Consider the following 16546-nt stretch of genomic DNA (forward strand, 5'->3'; position numbering starts at 1 on the left):
GGATCATGCGTTGAGTGACGCCGCTGGCGTCCGACGATTTTACGCGGCCGGAGCACGGTGCCCTCACAATCCTGTCGATCAACTGCCACCCTCGACGCGATGGGGGTCGCGGCTTAGGTCTATCGTCCGGCTCGCTATCGAAGCCGGGGCGAACGGGGACTTATGGCAGCGCAGATCGACACTCTTTCCACTGGCGGCGACCATGACAGACTTGTGCGCCGCCTAATCTCCCGCTGGCGAGACGATCCGAACGCAACCTATCGGAGCTGGTTCCTTTGGGATGAGCGCCTGAAAAACTTTCGCTCGATCCGGCGCGGCATCACCCAAGTAGTGGGCGAAATTGAGCGTGGTACGTTCGGCGTCACGTATCGAGGATCGTCGCTCGAAACTGTCGTCCACTCCGTCGCCGAACAGCGCCAAATCTTCAAAGGCGCGGACCATGCCTTTCTATGGAAGCCGAAGCTCCGCATTCCCGACATCTACGAGAGTCCTGAGAATCAGCGAGCGTTCGGCCGGTTGCTCGACGCGTGTTCCTGTTGCGACACGGCCGAGGAAATCATCGGCCATATCCACACGATCGACCGCTTGAAGATCAAGGGCCTGGGGCCAGCGGTCGCGAACCTGCTCTACTTCCTTCACCCGACGCTGGTGCCTCCTTTCAACACCGCGATCGTGAAGGGCTACAATGCGCTGACTGGTGCCAATGTGAAGCTGGGGAGCTGGGAGCATTTTCTGGCGATGAGGACCGGCGTCCTCGACCTCAATGACCGCCATCGCGAGCTGCTGTCGAACGACCTAGGTGCGATCGGCGGCTTGCTGTTTGATGTTGGATCCGATCGTTACCCCGCGCCGCCCCTCGACGGCAGCGGTGCGACTTTGGCAACTTGGGGGCAGCGTCTCGAGGCAGCGCGGGAGGAAGCACGCACGCTTAGTAAGGCGGCGATGGCGCAGGGTGAAAGCGAACGCACCCATACCGAGATCCAGGCGTGGCTTCGCGATCTGGGACTGGCGCTCGGCTATGACGTGTGGATCGCCGCTAACGACCGCAGCCGCACTTTCAACGGATCGGCATTGGGTCACGGGTGCCTTGAGCGCCTGCCGAACACGATTGCGACCTCGAAGGGCGCGGACTCCATTCGCTTGATCGACGTGCTTTGGCTTGAGAAGGCTGGCGATCACGTCGCCGCGGCGTTCGAGGTGGAGCATTCGACCTCGATCTATTCGGGCATCGTCAGGATGCTCGACCTCGCGTTGAGTGGTAGCGACCTTCACGCTACGGCGGGGCTGTTCCTTGTTGCTCCAGACGCGCGCGAGGCGGACGTTCGCGCCCAGTTACAGCGGCCCGCCTTCAGCCGCGTCGCCGACCTCGACATATCCTACCTCCCCTATGGCGAACTGGAGAAGAATCGCGAGGCCATCGCCCGGTTCGGATCGGGGCTGAAGGCGATCAAGGCCGTATCGAGCAAGCTCGCCTGACACGCCCCGCGCGAGGGTTGGTGCCGGGAGCCGCGTATCTCCTAACAGTAGAGGAGCGCTGCCGTGACGATGCCTGCCCCGGTTTCCTGGCTCGATTCCGTGCTCACCGCCTGGTTCGTGCTGACCGCGCTCTCCGTCGCCTACGTCGCGTGGGATGCGTTCACTCGCAACCCCGAGTTGCGGGTGATGAAATGGGGCTGGCTGCTGGTGACGCTTTACGGCGGCCCGATCATGGCCGCGGCGTATGTCCTGTCGTGTCAGGAGCCGCCTGACCAGCGACACGAGGACTTCATCCGCCCCTTGTGGAAACAGGCGTTCGGCTCGTCGATTCATTGCCTGGCCGGAGATGCAACCGGCGTCATCGTCGCCGCTGCGATCACCACGGCGCTCGGCTTGCCCATGTGGCAGGACGTCATCGCGGAATATGCGTTCGGGTTCGGATTCGGCCTGTTCATCTTCCAGGCGCTGTTCATGCGCGACATGGCGGGCGGCTCCTACACCCGTGCGCTTCGCATGTCGTTCGTTCCCGAATGGCTTTCGATGAATGCCGTGATGGCCGGCATGGTCCCGACGATGGTGGTGTTGATGAGTCGGGACATGGCGGCGATGCACGCCAGTTCGCTTCGCTTTTGGGGCGTCATGTCGCTGGCGACGCTCGTCGGCTTCGCAGTCGCCTATCCGATCAATCTATGGCTTGTCGGCGTCCGGTTGAAGCACGGCATGGGGACGGTGCGAGCACTTGGGAATGGTGGGCACGACGTCAACGCGGAGCCGCGATCGACGACACCCATGCCCGGCATTAAGCACGATGCAACGGCAGAAAAGAGCGATATGGCGACAGGCTCGCGCGCGACCAGGCCGCAGATCATCGCGATGACGGTGCTGACACTCGTCATGCTCGGCGCCGGGATCATCGTTGCGACGCTGTTCGGCCGCTGGGCCATGTAGCTTTGCCGCGATCGACGAAATTGCGGCAAGGGATGATCGCGCGGGGCGCGTATCTATGAGCAGGCGGGGGCTCACACGGAGATAGACCGATGCATCAGATCGACCCCGACATGAAGGCGTGCATGGACGCCTGCCACGAGTGCCATGTGACCTGCCTTCACATGGCGATGAATCATTGCCTTGAGATGGGCGGCCAGCACGCCGCGCCCGAGCACATGAAGATCATGGCCGACTGCGCGCAGATTTGCGCGGTCGCGATCGACTTCATGGCGCGCAAGTCCGCTCATCATCAGCATATCTGCCGCGAATGCGCCGAGATTTGCCGGGCGTGCGCGGCAAGCTGCGAACAGCTCGACGGGATGGAAGATTGCGTGGCAGCGTGCCGCAAGTGCGCCGAAGCTTGCGACAGGATGGCGGCTTAAATGGTACTCGCGCGGGCGGCTCTGCCGTCCGCGCACCCGCCCAGGGCTAGCGCCCCATGCGCGCAATCACGTCGAAAAGCTCAGCCGTGAACTTCGTCAGCAGCTCGATCACGGCGCTCCCAAATATCACCATGCACACTCCCAAGGCGATCAGCTTGGGGACGAAGCTTAGCGACTGTTCGCTGATCGAGGTCGCTGCCTGAATGATGCTGATTATCAGACCGACGATCATCATCGGCACGAGCAACACGACGCAGATCAGGCCAGCCACGACCAGCATTCTGCCCGTTTCATCGAGTAGGATGGACTGGTCCATCAGGCGCGACCGCATAGGGGCCCGGGGAACACGAGAGCTCCCCGGCAGCGCATCACATCGCCGACGTAGGGGGAGCAAGCGTCCCGAGCCAGGCGACAAGCCCAAGGACCGCGACAACGCAGGCGGTTTCCACTCCCAAGCTTGTACGAAGCGCGCCGAGTGCGCGCCCATGATCCGAGGCGGCGATCGACCGCTCGAAGGCCGGCGTCAGCCGAAAACGGTTCAGCGAGGCGAGTCCGAGCATAGCAACGAACAGCGCCAGCTTGGCGAGCAGGAGCTGCCCGTAGAGCGTCGTCGCGAGCGCAGTGACATTATTGATCCCGACCAGCATCCATCCGTTGACCAGGCCGGTGACGACGATCGTGCCGACAACGATTGTGCCGACCGTGCCGAACCCGTGCAGCGCCCGATGCGCTACCTCCAGGTGCACCGCATCGACGCGCGCCGTGCGCCGGGTGACGAGCAGAATTAACCCAAGCAACGCACCGACCCAGGCGCCCGAGGCAATCAGGTGAAGAATATCGGCACCTAGGTGAACCCAACCCCATCCGGCTTCGTCCATCGCCCCATGTCCGGTCCACGCCAGGGTCGCGAGCGCGACGGCCGAGCAAAGCGCGACCGCGCTTAACCAGATACCGCGCCCGGCCGCGAACAGCGCCGCCAGCGTCGCAAGGACGAGCATGACCATCCGGAGTTTCCAGGGGCCGCCGATCGCGGACCCCGTGAGCAGCGTCCCGACCGCTTCACGGTCGATCGGCCAGGCGGGCGTCCCCGCCATCGAGGACGCCATCAACACGACCCAGGCAGCCGAGAACAGCAGGCTTAGGGCAGCGCTGGCGACCAGCCAGGGGCGAAGTGCAAGCGCGTCGCCGCGCTCGCGCCCTTGTAGCCCATAAAGGCTGAATGCCGAGAGGCCGAACAGTGCCGCCAGCGTCAGGTAAAGCGCGAAGCGGACGCCGATCAGCGACCAGTCGCCCATCGGCTCACTTGACCGCGAAGGCGTAGCTGCCGGTGACCTTGTGCGTGTCGGTCGAGACGACATGCCAAGCAACGCTATAGCGTCCCGAGGGAAGCGGAGTCTTAGGCGTGATGACGAGGGTCCGACCATCGGCCGCCAGTGCGGCGGTGCTGGCCATCTTCATCGCGGCCATCCCCGGCATCGCCGCCATCGTCAGATCGGCTTTGGAAAAAGCCGGCATCAGCTTTTCGCTGAAACGCAGCTCGATGTGAGCGGGCTTTGCTACGGTGCCATTGGCGGCCGGGGTCGCGGACACGAGTTTGGGATGCGCGTTCGCCACGGTGGTGAACATGACGAGAGCGGCAGCGGCAGTCAGGACGTAAACGCGGCGCATGGGAGATCTTTCGCAGGAGGGTTCCTGTCCTTGATACGCATCTCGAACGGCTACCCCTCACTCAGTCACGGTGAGGGGAGCAAGCGCCGCTTGCGTAATCTATGCTAGAGGGGTGGAGTGAACGATATGGACGACCTCGACGCAGTGTTAATGAGGCTAGCGCACGCACCGGTGCCCGCGAGCCTTGACGGAATTGAAGCCCGGGTACTCGCTCGTATAGCAGCGCGGCCAGCGGTGGGTGCCGGCATGGGCGTTGGTGCCGTGACGATCGCCGCAGCCCTCGTCATGGGAGTGGCTGGCGCTGGCGTGCCCGCGAAGCAGGCCAGCGCGGCGTCCCTATCGCCCTTAGGGCCGGTGTCGCCGCTCGCCCCCTCGACCTTGCTACTCGGCGCACCATGAGCGGCCGCAACCGCCTCCTGCTTGGCGTTCTCGCGTGCTTCGTAGCGGCAATGATCGGCGTGTTCGTCGGGCGGGCGCTTCTCCCGTCACGCGCCCAGCCTGGCGCGGCGCTGCACGATGTGCTGCATCATAAGCTGGCGCTGGACGCCAACCAGGAAGCGCGCCTTGCTGTGCTGGAGCAGCGCTTCGCGGTGCAGCGCCGCGCGTTCGAGCTTGAATTGCGGGCCGACAATGCTCGGTTGGCCGAAGCGATTGAGGCCGAGCATGGGAACGGACCGCGTGTCGCCGCGGCAGTAGACCAGAGCCATGCCGTCATGGGCGAGCTACAGAAGGCGACACTCGCGCACATATTCGCCATGCGGCAGCTCCTCCGGCCCAACCAGACCGGGCAGTTCGACCAGGCGGTAGTGAAGGCGCTCACCGACGACACGCAGTGAACATCGACTGGACGGCATTAACAGAGGCGGAGCTGGCGACACTCAGCATCGCAGGGCGCGAAGCTGCGTTTGCTGAAATTATGCGCCGCCACCGGCAGTCGATCTTCCGCATGGTGCGCGCGTGCGTCGGAGAAGCCGACGAAGCACTGGATCTGTTGCAGGAAACGTTCGTCTCAGCCCACCAGGCGTTGCCCCGCTATGATGGTGCTCGCTCAATGCGCGCTTGGCTTTCGACGATCGCCATCAACAAATGCCGCGATTGGGGGCGGAAGCGCACGGTGCGACGTCTGCTGACTTTTGCCGTGCCGATAGGCCCGGACGCCGAAGCAGTCCTAGACGATCAGGTCGCGATCGACGACGCCGCGGGGGACCGGCAGGAACTGGACCGGGTCACACGTGCGATTTCGGCCTTGCCGGCAAACTTGAAGGAGCCGCTGGTGCTCCGGACGATCGAAGGGCTAAGTCAGGCCGAAACGGCAGCGGTGTTGTCAATTAGCGAAAAAGCCGTCGAGACGCGCCTTTACCGAGCGCGCTCGAAACTGCTGGAGCGATTGGAAGGGCGCTGAGGGGTGGCGCACGGCGCCGCGTATTAAGGCTAGAGGGACACTATCGTTCGAGAGCCTTGAGGACCGTATGAGCCGCATTATCGACCGCCGCCAGATGCTACGCGGCACCGCCTTGGTGGGCGGCGGCCTGGCGATGACCGCCTACATGCCCGCATGGGCGCAGCCCGTGTCGGGTGGAATCGTCAAACCATTGCCGACCGTCTCGGGCACGGAAATCGCACTGACGATCGACAGCTTCAGACTGCCCGTTGATGGCAAGTCGACGCCTGCGATCGGCGTCAACGGCACCGTGCCAGCTCCCCTCATTCGCTTGAAAGAGGGGCAAAAAGTACGCCTGTCTGTTACCAACAACCTCGACGTGGACAGCTCCATTCACTGGCATGGACTGCTCGTGCCGTTCCCGATGGATGGGGTGCCCGGCATCAGCTTCCCCGGCATCAAGTCGCGCTCGACCTTCGTCTACGAGTTCCCGATCATGCAGTCGGGTACCTACTGGTACCATAGCCATTCGGGCGAGCAGGAGCAGGAGGGGCTTTACGGACCGATCGTGATCGACCCGGCCGGCGCCGATCCGATCGCGTTCGACCGCGAGCATGTGATCGTGCTGTCCGACCATAGCCAGATGACCGGCGAGCAGATCTTCCGGAAGCTGAAGCAGATGGGCGGAGGCTATTTCAACTATCAACGCCCCACCCTTGCAGGCTTGCTCGCAGGCCGGGAGATGCCCCTGAAGGATCGCATCAAGTGGGGCAAGATGCGGATGGACCCCGCCGACATCGCCGACGTCACCGGCTCGACCTACACCTTCCTGGTCAACGGCTATGGGCCGTATGACAATTGGACGGGGCTATTCAAGGTGGGCGAGCGTGTCCGCTTGCGCATCATCAACGCCGCGGCTCAGACCAACTTCAACGTTCGCATACCCGATCTGCCGATGACCGTTGTGCAAGCGGACGGACAGAATGTGCGTCCGGTCAAGGTCGACGAGTTTCAGATCGGCGTGGCCGAGACGTTCGACGTAATCGTGACGCCCGAGGACCGCGCCTATAGCTTCGTCTCCGAGGCGATCGACCGATCGGGCATGGGCAGGGCGACGCTCGCCCCGCGCGAAGGCATGATTGCGCCCGTGCCCCCGCTCCGCCCACGCACGTTGCTGACCATGACCGACATGGGCATGGACATGAGCGGTATGGGTGACATGCAGGGCATGTCCGGCATGTCCGGCGAGAACCCGGTCGCCAAGCGCGGACTGGACCCGACCTTGAGGCAGAATGCTTCACGCAATCTGTGGAAGCTGACGGGTTGGAAGGAGCCCACCGATCATGGGACCGTCGCCGCGGGCGCGGCGATGGCTGGCATGTCAGGGATGAGCAAAGGCCAGATGGGCGGCGCTGCCATGCCGGGCATGGATCATAATCAAATGGCGGGTGGCTCTGGCATGGCCGGTATGGATCACAGCCAGATGAATCGTGGTGGCATGGCCGGGATGGATCACGGCGCCATGCAGGGTGGTTCGGGCCAGACCGGCGGCATGACTGGAATGGGCAACGGTTCGAGCGGCGGCATGAACATGAACATGCGCGACCCGAAGAATGCGCCGGGCGTTAAGATGGGGCCAGGCGTTCAGACGATTTCGCCTAGTCCCACAGATCGCACCGACCAACCACCGCCGGGACTGGAGAATCTCGATCACCGAGTGCTCACGTATCGTGATCTTGTGGCTCTTCAGCCCAATCCGGACGTACGTGCGCCTTCGCGTCAGTTCGAGATCCATCTGACCGGCAACATGGAACGATACATGTGGGGGTTCGACGGCCAAAAGCTGAGCGATCCGGCCGACCCCATACCGTTTCGCAAAGGCGAGCGGGCGCGGATCACCCTGGTGAACGATACGATGATGCCCCACCCGATCCACCTTCATGGGCACTTTTTTGAGCTGGTAACCGGCCACGGCGACCATGCTCCCCGCAAGCATACCGTCAACGTTCCGCCAGGAGGCAAGGTGACCTTTGACCTTACCGCCGATGCACCGGGCGATTGGGCGTTTCACTGCCACAACCTTTATCACATGGTCGCGGGCATGATGCGTGTCGTCACGGTTCGGCCGCTTGAAGGAGCGGCGGCATGAACCGGCTCATCACGGCGCTTGCCGCCACCACCGTGCTCGGCATGGCAGCGCCTGCAGCCGCTCAGTCGATGCAGGGCATGAATATGCCGGGCATGAACATGCCGATGCCGGCCAAGAAGAAGCCGGTGGCGAAACCTGCGGCGAAGGGGAAACCGGGCAAGGCGAAGCCGGCACCAGCAAAGCGGAAGGCAGCTTCAGCGAAGCAGGGTAGCGCCCCGATGGCCGGTATGAAGGGCATGGATCACGGGACCATGCCGGGCATGGATCATTCGACCATGCCCGGGATGGACCAGGCGGCACCGCAGGGCTCCCAGCAGGGTATGCAGTCGATGCCGGGAATGCAGATGCCAGCAGGCGATCAGGCATCCCCTCAGGACACGCAGCAGCCGATGCAAGGCATGGATCATTCGTCGATGCCGGGCATGGACATGCCGGCCGGCCAAGCGGGAGACATGAAAGGGGTGCCGGGAATGTCCGGAATGCCCGGCATGGCCGCGGAAGGGGTCGCACAGGCCGGCACCGCTCTCCCCGCCGGGAATGCACCGCCTCCGCCCCTTCCGACCGACCATGCGGCCGATAGCGTTTACGGCGCGGACGCGATGATGATGGGTCGCCATCACCTCCAGCAGCACCACGGCGGCCAGAACTTCAACCAGGTGCTGTTGAACCTTGCCGAGTATCAATTCCTTAATGGCCGTGACGGCTATCGCTGGGACGGCGAGGCATGGTTCGGGGGCGACATCAACCGCCTCTTTGTCAAAAGCGAGGGTGAAGGGGCGTTTCGCAAGGGTATCGAGAGCGCCGAGGTCCAGGCGCTCTACAGCCGCGCGATCGGGCCATATTTCAACCTTCAGGCAGGCATCCGACAGGACTTGGGGCCTTCGCCCAAGCGCACCTACGCGACCGTTGGGTTCGAGGGACTGGCACCGGGCTTCTTCGAGTTGGAAGGCGCGTTGTTCCTGTCGAACAAGGGTGACCTGCTCGGCCGACTGGAAGGCTATTACGACCAGCGTGTCACCCAGCGCTTGATATTGCAGCCCCGCGCAGAACTCAATTTCGCTGCCCAGGACGTACCCGAGAACCGGATCGGTTCGGGTCTCAGCAATGCCGAGCTGGGGCTGCGGCTCCGGTATGAGGTGAGGCGCGAGTTCGCGCCCTATATCGGAGTCTCCTGGAATCGGCGGTTTGGCGACACCGCGCGGTTCGCGCGGGCCGAGGGCGACAAGGCGACGTCCAAAAGTATCGTTGTCGGCATCCGCACGTGGTTCTGAAATTGCTCCTGCGCCGCAAGCGTGACGCGCGCTGCGGCACATGAAGGGGATGAAGCATGGAACGAGGAAGATCGAACACGTTACGGCGGCACCTGCCGAGCGTGCCCTTCGTGGCGGTGCTCGCGGTGCTCATAGCAGTGGGCGGGGCCGCGTTCATCTATCTTGGTGCCTATAACATCGCGGCCGATGAGCCGCACACGCCCGCCGTCTATTCCGTGCTTGAACGCCTACGAAATCGGTCGATTCAGGTACGCGCGAGAGGTATTGCACCTCCGCCGGATCTTGCGTCCGCTCAACGAGTTTCGGTTGGCGCCGGCCTCTATGGCGAGATGTGTTCAGGGTGCCATCTTGGTCCCGGCGTCGAGAAATCCGAGATGAGCCAGGGCCTCTATCCGCAAGCACCGGAACTAGCGAGCGTGGGGCAACGCATGACGCCTGGTCAGCAATTCTGGATCATCAAGCACGGCGTGAAGCTGAGTGCCATGCCGGCATGGGGCAAGTCGCACCCAGACCCCCTGATTTGGGATATGGTGGCGTTCGTGCGCAGGCTTCCGGGGATGACGCCCGAGCAGTATAAGGCGCTCGTAGCAAGCGCGCCGGGCGATCACGACGAGATGATGAAAGACATGCCGGGGATGAAGTGATGTTGGCAACCGGTTTGGAGAGGCGGTCCTGAAAAGCGCGAAATCAAGGCTGCACCTCCTCGCGAGCCGCACCCACAAATGGCTTGCGATCATCATCGGTGCGCAGCTCCTCTTGTGGTTCACGAGCGGCGCGTTGATGAGCTTCTTGCCCATTGACCGAGTGCATGGCGACCACCTGGTGGAGCGCAAAGCCACCACTGTTCTGCCCCGCGACCTGTCGCTAGCACCGCCATCAGCGATCTTCGCCGCGACCGCCGCGCCGGTCGAGGCCGTCACTTATCGCATGTGGCTTGGTCGAGCTGTCGCCGAAGTCGTGACGGCTGACGGCACCCGCTTGGTGGACGCGAGGACTGGCGCAGCGCTGCCTGCTCCCACCGCGCTCCAAGCTGAGGCAATCGCGCGAGCCGCCTGGCGGGGCAGCGCTCAACCGAAGGCGACAGTGGAGCGGATCGAGCGTGCCAGCCCCGAGTATCGGGGGGGGCTTCCCGCCTGGCGCGTCGCGTTCGCCGATCCGGATTCAACTCGGGTCTTCATCACGGCAGACACCGGCCGGATCGCCGCAGTGAGGACCGGGACGTGGCGTCTCTACGACTTTTTCTGGGGTCTTCACATTATGGATTGGAAGAACCACGACGACTTCAACACGCCATGGCTGCTTGCGTTCGCGATCGGCGGACTGGCCCTTTGGGGAGGTGGGGCAATCCTTCTCTACATGCGTTGGCCGAAGCGCCGACGTCGTAACGCCGGGGGGCGACCCACCTTACAGCAGGGAAATGCATGATGGATGATCACAAAAAACAGATGAACATGGGCATGGGCTACGGCCGATTTGCAGCAATGATTGCGACCTCGACCGCGGTGATGTTCGGGCTCATGTATGTGAACGTCTATGCCCTTGGGCACATCGAGTTCAGCCAAACCCGGTTCTGGATGGCGTTCGTAATGGGCGCGGCAATGGCCCTCATCATGCTCGGCTTCATGTGGTCGATGTACAAGAACAAGCGGACGAATGCCGTCATTCTTGGCGGCAGCGTCGTCGTGTTCGCCCTCGCGCTTTGGCTGGTCCGCAGCCAGGAGACCGTCGGCGACGTGAGCTACATGAAGGCGATGATCCCCCATCACTCGATCGCGATCCTGACGAGCGAGCGGGCCCACATCAAAGACCCGGAGGTTCGCAAGTTGGCAGACGGGATCATCGACGCTCAGGTGCGCGAGATCACCGAGATGAAACGGGCAATCGCGCGGCTTGAGGCCCGCCCGACTCCGGACGGCGCGCCCGACCTTCCCTCCTATCGCGACAAGCAGGTTCCCCCTCCCCCGCCGGAGACGGACGAGAGCACCGGCATCAATACATTACAGCCGGTGCGATAATGTTCTATGGGAGAAAAGGAGCTGCGCGGGGCCAGCAATCGCGGGATTGACGCAGGGTGCTCGCGGGAAGCGGGCAAGGGATGGTTGTTTTCCAAGCAAATAGGGTGAGCGGCACAGCGGCTCACCCTCACTTGCAAAACTGCGCTGCCGTTCAGCCTAGTAGGTGCGCTACATCTTCGCCTTCAGTTCAGCGAGTGATTTGCGGTTCTCCGCCGCAGTCTTCCTAGCTTCAGCGAGCACCTTTGGATTTTTGGTGTGGTGCTGGATCATCACAGACATGTCGATAGCGCCCTGATGGTGTGCCGCCATGCTCTTCATCCAGGCTTGCCCGGGATCCGGGTCCATCATGCCCTGCATCATGTCGCGGTCCATCTTCTGCATGACCGCCATCATCTCGCGCTGGGTCGGCGTCATATTCTGCATGTGGCTCATGTCCATTCCGGACATCGAACCCATGCCGCCGCCTTGCTGCGCGATAGCCACGCCGCCAGTGAGCAAGATCGCCGCAGCCCCTGCGGCCAGAGAAAAACGAGGCAAATTCATAACAATCCTTTCGGCTGATCCTCATGAAACAACTCCGTTGCGGCTCGGCGGTTTCAAGCTGGAGGAACGGAGGATAAATACGCCGAAACCTTGAGGGATGAACCAATTCAGCGCGTATAAGCGCCGAGTGCCTGAACACGCATTGGTTCCTGTCGCTGAGGACGCCGAGCCAGATCGAGGCCCGGCGGCGGGACTACAATGAGAGTCGCCCCCACACATCGCTTGGCTGGCTGGCGCCCATCGAATATGCTGTCGCAGCAGCCATTAAGGCTGCCGAATGGACGCCGGATACTCACCCTCGACCTGGATGTGAGACCGGGAAACCCCTAAGGCCAGAAAACTAACCCTCAATCCGGATGAAAAAACAGGGAGGACGTCAATCCTATGAAGCACGGTGTTCGAGGCGTGGTCGCCGCCCTGATGATGACGATCCCGGCCGTAGCGTCCGCGGCAGCCGACATCGCCATGCACCGCGATCCCGGATGTGGCTGTTGCGAGAAATGGGCAGCCCAGGTTCGCCAGCAGTTCGGCCGCAAGGTTCAGATCGTCGACGACGCCAACCGTGGCGCCTTTCAGCACCGCGTCGGCGTCCCGGTCGCGCTCTCGTCCTGTCATACCGCCATCATCGACGGGATGGCCTTCGAAGGCCACGTTCCGGTCGCGGACATGAAGCGTGTGCTCGCCCAGCATCCCCGAGGCGTGCGCGGCCTGGCGGTTGCCGGGATGCCGATGGGCTCTCCTGGCATGGAAGTCGCAGGAGCAAGGTCGCAGCCCTATGAGGTGATCGCGTTCGGCCCGGGCGGTCAGCGTGTCTACGCCCGCCACGGTGCCTAGCCGGTTCAGCTAGAGAATAGGACGGCTGCGCCGCGCTGCCGTCAAGCTAGTGCGCCATCGAGAGCGCGGCCGGGGCGGCGAGCATCCACAGCGCCATCGCCACCATCATCACGTTCTCGGTAAGCGAGATGAAGCCCAGCGGCACGTTGCTGTCCCCGCCCACGCAGGCGCATTTCAGCTCGCGTTTGTCGAGATAGACGGCCTTGAATACCGACACGGCCCCGATCGTCCCGATGATGAGCGCGACCGGCACCGACAACCAGGTAAGCGCGCCAGCCGCCATCAGCACGCCCGCGCCGCCTTCCGCGAAGGGGTAGATGTAGGAGTAGGGCACCCAGCGTTTGGCGAGCAGGTCGTAATTGAGGAACATGCTCGAAAAGCTCTCGATGTTCTGGAGCTTGAGCAGCGCCAGCACGCACATCGAGAAGGCGATGAACCACTCGCCGGCGCGGATCGTGAAGGGCGTGCCCAGCACCGCGTAGCTGGCGGCGAGCGCAATCAGCGCCGTCATGGAGAACACGGCGATCACCGGCCGGTAGGTGACGGCCTTGGGGTCGCGGACGGTCTTGCCGAAGAAGCGGCGCACGTCGTCATAGCCGCCCACCCGCTCGCCAGCGATGAAGGTTTGCGGCGTCGTCTTGACCCCGTACTTCGCCTTGAAGGCATCGGTTTCCTCGCGCGTGCGAAGCCAATGATCCTCGACCTCGTAACCCTCGCGCCGGAGCAAGTCCTTGGCTTTCAGGCCATAGGGGCAGGTGTGTTCCGGCATCACCATCCGGTAGATCGTCGCTTGCTTGGCGGGGGCAGTCGCCATCGTTCTTCTCCGACTTGCTCGAAAACTTAGGCAATCCAAGTGGGGCTCAAAAATGGCTCTGATAGGGGGTTCGTCTACCCTATCGAGGTTGATTCTTTTGGCTGACACCGCTGGAGTTTGAACTTGGCGGTAAAGGGTGGTCATGCTCCGCAATGCCGGAGAAGTGGTTCATCTGATCTTCCGAGATGTTCGCTGGTTCAGGCTGTCCGCAGGCCGCGAGGAAGAGCGCTGGCAACAGGATTGCCCATTTCCGTACCTGATTTTCCTGCATGGTCATTTTCCCTGTCGGGCGAGTTGCGCCTGCTCACGCTCGCGAAGCAGGTTGTGGACCGCCGTGGCCGCCTGCGCGGCCTGGCCGGTGGCGACGCTGATCTGGTCGAGGCTCTCGACAACATCGCCAGCCGCAAACAAGCCTGGGATCGAGGTCTGCTGATGTGCGTCGGTAACGACGCAGCCTAGGTTGCTAAGCTTCACTCCGATTCCGCTCGCGAGTTGCGTGTGGGGTGAGGAGCCCAGCGCTGGGTACAGGGTGTCGAACGACAATGGCCGGCCGTCCGCCAATCGAACCACAATCCGATCGCCGTCGATGGCTATTTCGTGAACCGCCTCTTTGATGATTTCGATCCCGAGTCCGACGAGACGCGCTTCATCGGGCCAGGATAGTTCGGCCGAGCGATGCGCCAAGAGCGTCACCCGCGCGCCATAAGGGCGCAGAAACTCGGCCTCGGCGGCCCCGTGACCGTCACAGCCAAGCACGGCGATATTAGCGCCCTTCGCCTCATATCCGTCGCACACCGGGCAGTAGCGGATCAGGCCGCGTGCCAAAGCAGCGTCGTGCGCCGTTTGGGGCATCGATGGCCGGTGGTTAAGCACGCCGGTCGCCAGAATCACCGTACGGCTTTGCCAGATCATTGTGCCCGCCGCGACGGAGAAGCCGTCTTCGGTGGTTGCCAGACGATCGACCCTGCCATCCCAGACCATTGCGCCATAGGCTTGCGCCTGCCGTTTCATTCGGGACAGCAGTTCCGCTCCGCCGATGCCGTCCGGAAAGCCCGGCAAATTATGTGATCGGGGGATCGAACTTGCACGGCCCCCACCCGCATCGATGACAACACAATTGCGCAGAAAACGCCCCAGATAGATCGCGGCCGTCAGCCCGGCGGGGCCGCCGCCGATGATGAGGCAATCCACTCTGTCCTGCAACGCCGGCCCGTGAGCTACGATGTTCATTGAGCCATCCTCCTACCCGCAGCTCCTGCTCGCGCTCTACCCACCCTTACGCACCCCCGGGGCCTACCCCTCACATTGCCGCCTGCCGACGCCGACGAGCTGGCTCGGGCGCAACCGGGCCTCGCCGGCCGCGCAAACTCGCAGCGCGCTGCGGACATGCCGCCGCCCGCACGACCGCGACGTGCTGCACCTTGGCGATGGGGTGTAGTGGGACGAAGATGCCGCAACTTGGCGCGTTGGGCATGCGCGACGCGTAAGCCGATCGTGCGGAGTTCAACAATCGGCGACATCGAATTAATCGCTTCAACAGTGGACTAAGGGCGAGTGTCCTTAAAACGCAGGCAAGGTATATTAAGGATTCTTAACCATCTCGTAACGCTAAACAGGTATTGGTTCGCTTGGGAGATGGCCGTGAGCAGCATTTCGATCAGTGATTTCATGGCCATGCGAAGTGCGGTTCTCGATCGGAATGCCGCACTCCGAAATGTTGTAAACAGCAGCGCGGCATCACCGGCGAGCGCGGGCGGGGTTGCAAGGCCATCGTTCGATACGGCCATGAACCAGGTGCTGCAAAAGGTTGAAGGTCCCGGCTCAGTTGGCTCGGCTACTGCAACGCCAAATAGTAGCTTCGCATCGACGATTGTGGATCAAGTTCTAAAGGTCAATGAAACAGGCGCAAAGGCTGGGGCATTAACGGTCGCCTATGAAAGAGGCGAGACTACCGATATTGCAAAGGTCATGCTTGCACGGCAAGCGGCGTCCATCGGTTTTGAAGCGACGCTACAAGTGCGCAACAAAGTCCTTTCAGCGTATAAGGACATAATGAGTATGGCAGTCTAGATCATTATTGTATCACACCGAACGATTGTGACACCTTCCGAAAAACGGTCGTTCCGAAAAACGGTCGTTCGCGCGAGAGCCGCGCCGATCGCGGCCGAGGGCGTTGAAACAGCTCTTTTAGCTTCCTAAAACTGTCCCTTGTTTCCTTCTCCGAAATCCGGCTAGGTCGTGTCGAGTTTTCGGAGAAGCCCCTTGCTCGTCGGCTATGCGCGCGTGTCCACCAGGGATCAGTCCCCTGCCCTACAGCTTAATGCGCTCCGCGAAGCCGGGTGCGAGAAGGTGTTCACCGAGAAGGCGTCGGGCGCGCAGCGCGATCGACCGGAGTTGAAGGCGGCGCTCGACTATCTCCGCGCCGGCGACACGCTGGCGGTGTGGAAGCTCGACCGGCTCGCGCGCTCCGTCCGGCAGCTCGTGGACACGGCCGAAGATCTCGCCAAGCGCGAGATCGGCCTAAAGGTTCTCACCCAGGCGATCGACACCACCAGCCCCGGCGGGCGGCTCGTGTTCCACGTCTTTGCGGCCGTGGCGGAGTTTGAGCGCGAGCTGACCCTGGAGCGCACCCATGCCGGGCTTGCCCAGGCGCGGGCCTTGGGGCGACGCGGCGGGCGCAAGCCGGCGATGGGACCGGCCGAGATCAAGCGCGCCAAGGCCATGCTGGCAGACCCGACCATCACCGTCGAGGAGGTGGCAGCGCAGCTCGGGGTGCAGCCATCGACGCTCTACCGGCACATTCCGGGCGGGCGCAGCTCGTTAAGCCTGCCGGCGTAGCGGAGGCCGCCCCGAGCGGGGCGGCCGCGTTGTTTGTCCCACCCACCCAGCTCTTGGGGCCGGGCATTGCGGCCCGGCCGGGCGCGAAAGCGCGTTCAGGCGAGGTCGTTGTTGCTTGCGCGTGAGCGTGTTCACACGTTCACGTGTTCATAGGTTCACATGAAACCATTGTCAGAGAGCGATGCAT

General features: G+C 62.9%; 20 protein-coding genes and 1 pseudogene. 15 read left to right on the plus strand and 6 right to left on the minus strand.

Annotation, left to right across the window (positions count from 1 at the left end):
* Positions 1-162: 162 nt before the first annotated feature.
* The 3 genes from AC1MH0_RS23750 (at position 163) to AC1MH0_RS23760 (ending at position 2846) form a co-directional block, all read left to right on the plus strand.
* Positions 163-1476: a type II restriction endonuclease gene (locus tag AC1MH0_RS23750; protein WP_480966480.1), complete on the plus strand. Its 1314-nt coding sequence runs from the start codon at positions 163-165 to the stop codon at positions 1474-1476.
* A 63-nt stretch (positions 1477-1539) separates the two neighbouring features.
* Positions 1540-2424, plus strand: a complete 885-nt coding sequence (locus tag AC1MH0_RS23755) for a DUF4396 domain-containing protein (RefSeq protein WP_480966481.1) — start codon at positions 1540-1542, stop codon at positions 2422-2424.
* 89 nt (positions 2425-2513) lie between these two features.
* Positions 2514-2846, plus strand: a complete 333-nt coding sequence (locus tag AC1MH0_RS23760) for a four-helix bundle copper-binding protein (RefSeq protein ID WP_480966482.1) — start codon at positions 2514-2516, stop codon at positions 2844-2846.
* Positions 2847-2892: 46 nt separating this feature from the next.
* On the opposite strand, the gene AC1MH0_RS23765 is transcribed toward AC1MH0_RS23760, so the two are convergent.
* The 3 genes from AC1MH0_RS23765 to copC are packed head-to-tail and all read right to left on the minus strand — an operon-like array spanning position 2893 to position 4514.
* On the minus strand, positions 2893-3162 hold the full coding sequence (locus AC1MH0_RS23765; RefSeq protein WP_480966483.1) for a flagellar biosynthetic protein FliQ: 270 nt from the start codon (positions 3160-3162) through the stop codon (positions 2893-2895).
* Between the two features lie 52 nt (positions 3163-3214).
* Entirely contained in the window at positions 3215-4141 is a 927-nt protein-coding gene (gene copD, locus AC1MH0_RS23770) for a copper homeostasis membrane protein CopD (RefSeq protein WP_480966484.1), read from the minus strand.
* A gap of 4 nt (positions 4142-4145) precedes the next feature.
* A complete protein-coding gene (copC, locus tag AC1MH0_RS23775; RefSeq protein ID WP_480966485.1) occupies positions 4146-4514 on the minus strand; it encodes a copper homeostasis periplasmic binding protein CopC in 369 nt (122 codons plus the stop codon).
* Positions 4515-4760: 246 nt separating this feature from the next.
* Here copC and AC1MH0_RS23780 point away from each other — a divergent pair, with 246 nt between their 5' ends.
* The 8 genes from AC1MH0_RS23780 (at position 4761) to AC1MH0_RS23815 (ending at position 11330) form a co-directional block, all read left to right on the plus strand.
* Positions 4761-4913, plus strand: a complete 153-nt coding sequence (locus AC1MH0_RS23780; RefSeq protein ID WP_480966486.1) for a hypothetical protein — start codon at positions 4761-4763, stop codon at positions 4911-4913.
* Positions 4910-5350 carry a periplasmic heavy metal sensor gene (locus AC1MH0_RS23785; RefSeq protein ID WP_480966487.1) on the plus strand — a complete coding sequence of 147 codons (441 nt, stop codon included), beginning with the start codon at positions 4910-4912 and terminating at the stop codon, positions 5348-5350. Before AC1MH0_RS23780 ends, AC1MH0_RS23785 begins: the two co-directional genes overlap by 4 nt.
* The gene (locus AC1MH0_RS23790) at positions 5347-5916 is read left to right on the plus strand and encodes an RNA polymerase sigma factor (protein WP_480966488.1); all 570 of its coding nucleotides are present in this window, start codon (positions 5347-5349) and stop codon (positions 5914-5916) included. Before AC1MH0_RS23785 ends, AC1MH0_RS23790 begins: the two co-directional genes overlap by 4 nt.
* A gap of 67 nt (positions 5917-5983) precedes the next feature.
* Complete coding sequence (locus AC1MH0_RS23795; RefSeq protein ID WP_480966489.1) at positions 5984-8044, plus strand: copper resistance system multicopper oxidase; 2061 nt, start codon at positions 5984-5986, stop codon at positions 8042-8044.
* Positions 8041-9315 carry a copper resistance protein B gene (locus AC1MH0_RS23800; RefSeq protein WP_480966490.1) on the plus strand — a complete coding sequence of 425 codons (1275 nt, stop codon included), beginning with the start codon at positions 8041-8043 and terminating at the stop codon, positions 9313-9315. Before AC1MH0_RS23795 ends, AC1MH0_RS23800 begins: the two co-directional genes overlap by 4 nt.
* 56 nt (positions 9316-9371) lie before the next feature.
* On the plus strand, positions 9372-9959 hold the full coding sequence (locus AC1MH0_RS23805) for a c-type cytochrome (RefSeq protein WP_480966491.1): 588 nt from the start codon (positions 9372-9374) through the stop codon (positions 9957-9959).
* Between the two features lie 49 nt (positions 9960-10008).
* Entirely contained in the window at positions 10009-10740 is a 732-nt protein-coding gene (locus AC1MH0_RS23810; protein WP_480966501.1) for a PepSY domain-containing protein, read from the plus strand.
* 32 nt (positions 10741-10772) lie between these two features.
* Positions 10773-11330, plus strand: a complete 558-nt coding sequence (locus tag AC1MH0_RS23815; RefSeq protein WP_480966502.1) for a DUF305 domain-containing protein — start codon at positions 10773-10775, stop codon at positions 11328-11330.
* 168 nt (positions 11331-11498) lie between these two features.
* Here the strand turns inward: AC1MH0_RS23815 and AC1MH0_RS23820 are convergent, their stop codons facing one another.
* The gene (locus AC1MH0_RS23820) at positions 11499-11873 is read right to left on the minus strand and encodes a hypothetical protein (RefSeq protein ID WP_480966492.1); all 375 of its coding nucleotides are present in this window, start codon (positions 11871-11873) and stop codon (positions 11499-11501) included.
* Positions 11874-11992: 119 nt separating this feature from the next.
* On the opposite strand from AC1MH0_RS23820, the pseudogene AC1MH0_RS23825 reads away from it, so the two are divergent.
* Both AC1MH0_RS23825 and AC1MH0_RS23830 read left to right on the plus strand, forming a co-directional pair.
* Positions 11993-12151 (plus strand): annotated as a pseudogene (locus AC1MH0_RS23825) (integrase core domain-containing protein); the annotation flags it as partial.
* 106 nt (positions 12152-12257) lie between these two features.
* Entirely contained in the window at positions 12258-12707 is a 450-nt protein-coding gene (locus AC1MH0_RS23830) for a DUF411 domain-containing protein (RefSeq protein ID WP_480966493.1), read from the plus strand.
* Between the two features lie 46 nt (positions 12708-12753).
* Here the strand turns inward: AC1MH0_RS23830 and AC1MH0_RS23835 are convergent, their stop codons facing one another.
* Entirely contained in the window at positions 12754-13521 is a 768-nt protein-coding gene (locus AC1MH0_RS23835; RefSeq protein ID WP_480966494.1) for a MauE/DoxX family redox-associated membrane protein, read from the minus strand.
* Positions 13522-13794: 273 nt separating this feature from the next.
* Positions 13795-14751 carry an NAD(P)/FAD-dependent oxidoreductase gene (locus AC1MH0_RS23840; protein ID WP_480966495.1) on the minus strand — a complete coding sequence of 319 codons (957 nt, stop codon included), beginning with the start codon at positions 14749-14751 and terminating at the stop codon, positions 13795-13797.
* 405 nt (positions 14752-15156) lie between these two features.
* On the opposite strand from AC1MH0_RS23840, the gene fliE reads away from it, so the two are divergent.
* Both fliE and AC1MH0_RS23850 read left to right on the plus strand, forming a co-directional pair.
* On the plus strand, positions 15157-15591 hold the full coding sequence (gene fliE, locus AC1MH0_RS23845) for a flagellar hook-basal body complex protein FliE (protein WP_480966496.1): 435 nt from the start codon (positions 15157-15159) through the stop codon (positions 15589-15591).
* Between the two features lie 192 nt (positions 15592-15783).
* Entirely contained in the window at positions 15784-16359 is a 576-nt protein-coding gene (locus AC1MH0_RS23850) for a recombinase family protein (protein WP_126849560.1), read from the plus strand.
* Positions 16360-16546: the final 187 nt, after the last annotated feature.

The organism is Sphingomonas sp. AP28, from assembly GCF_056680455.1.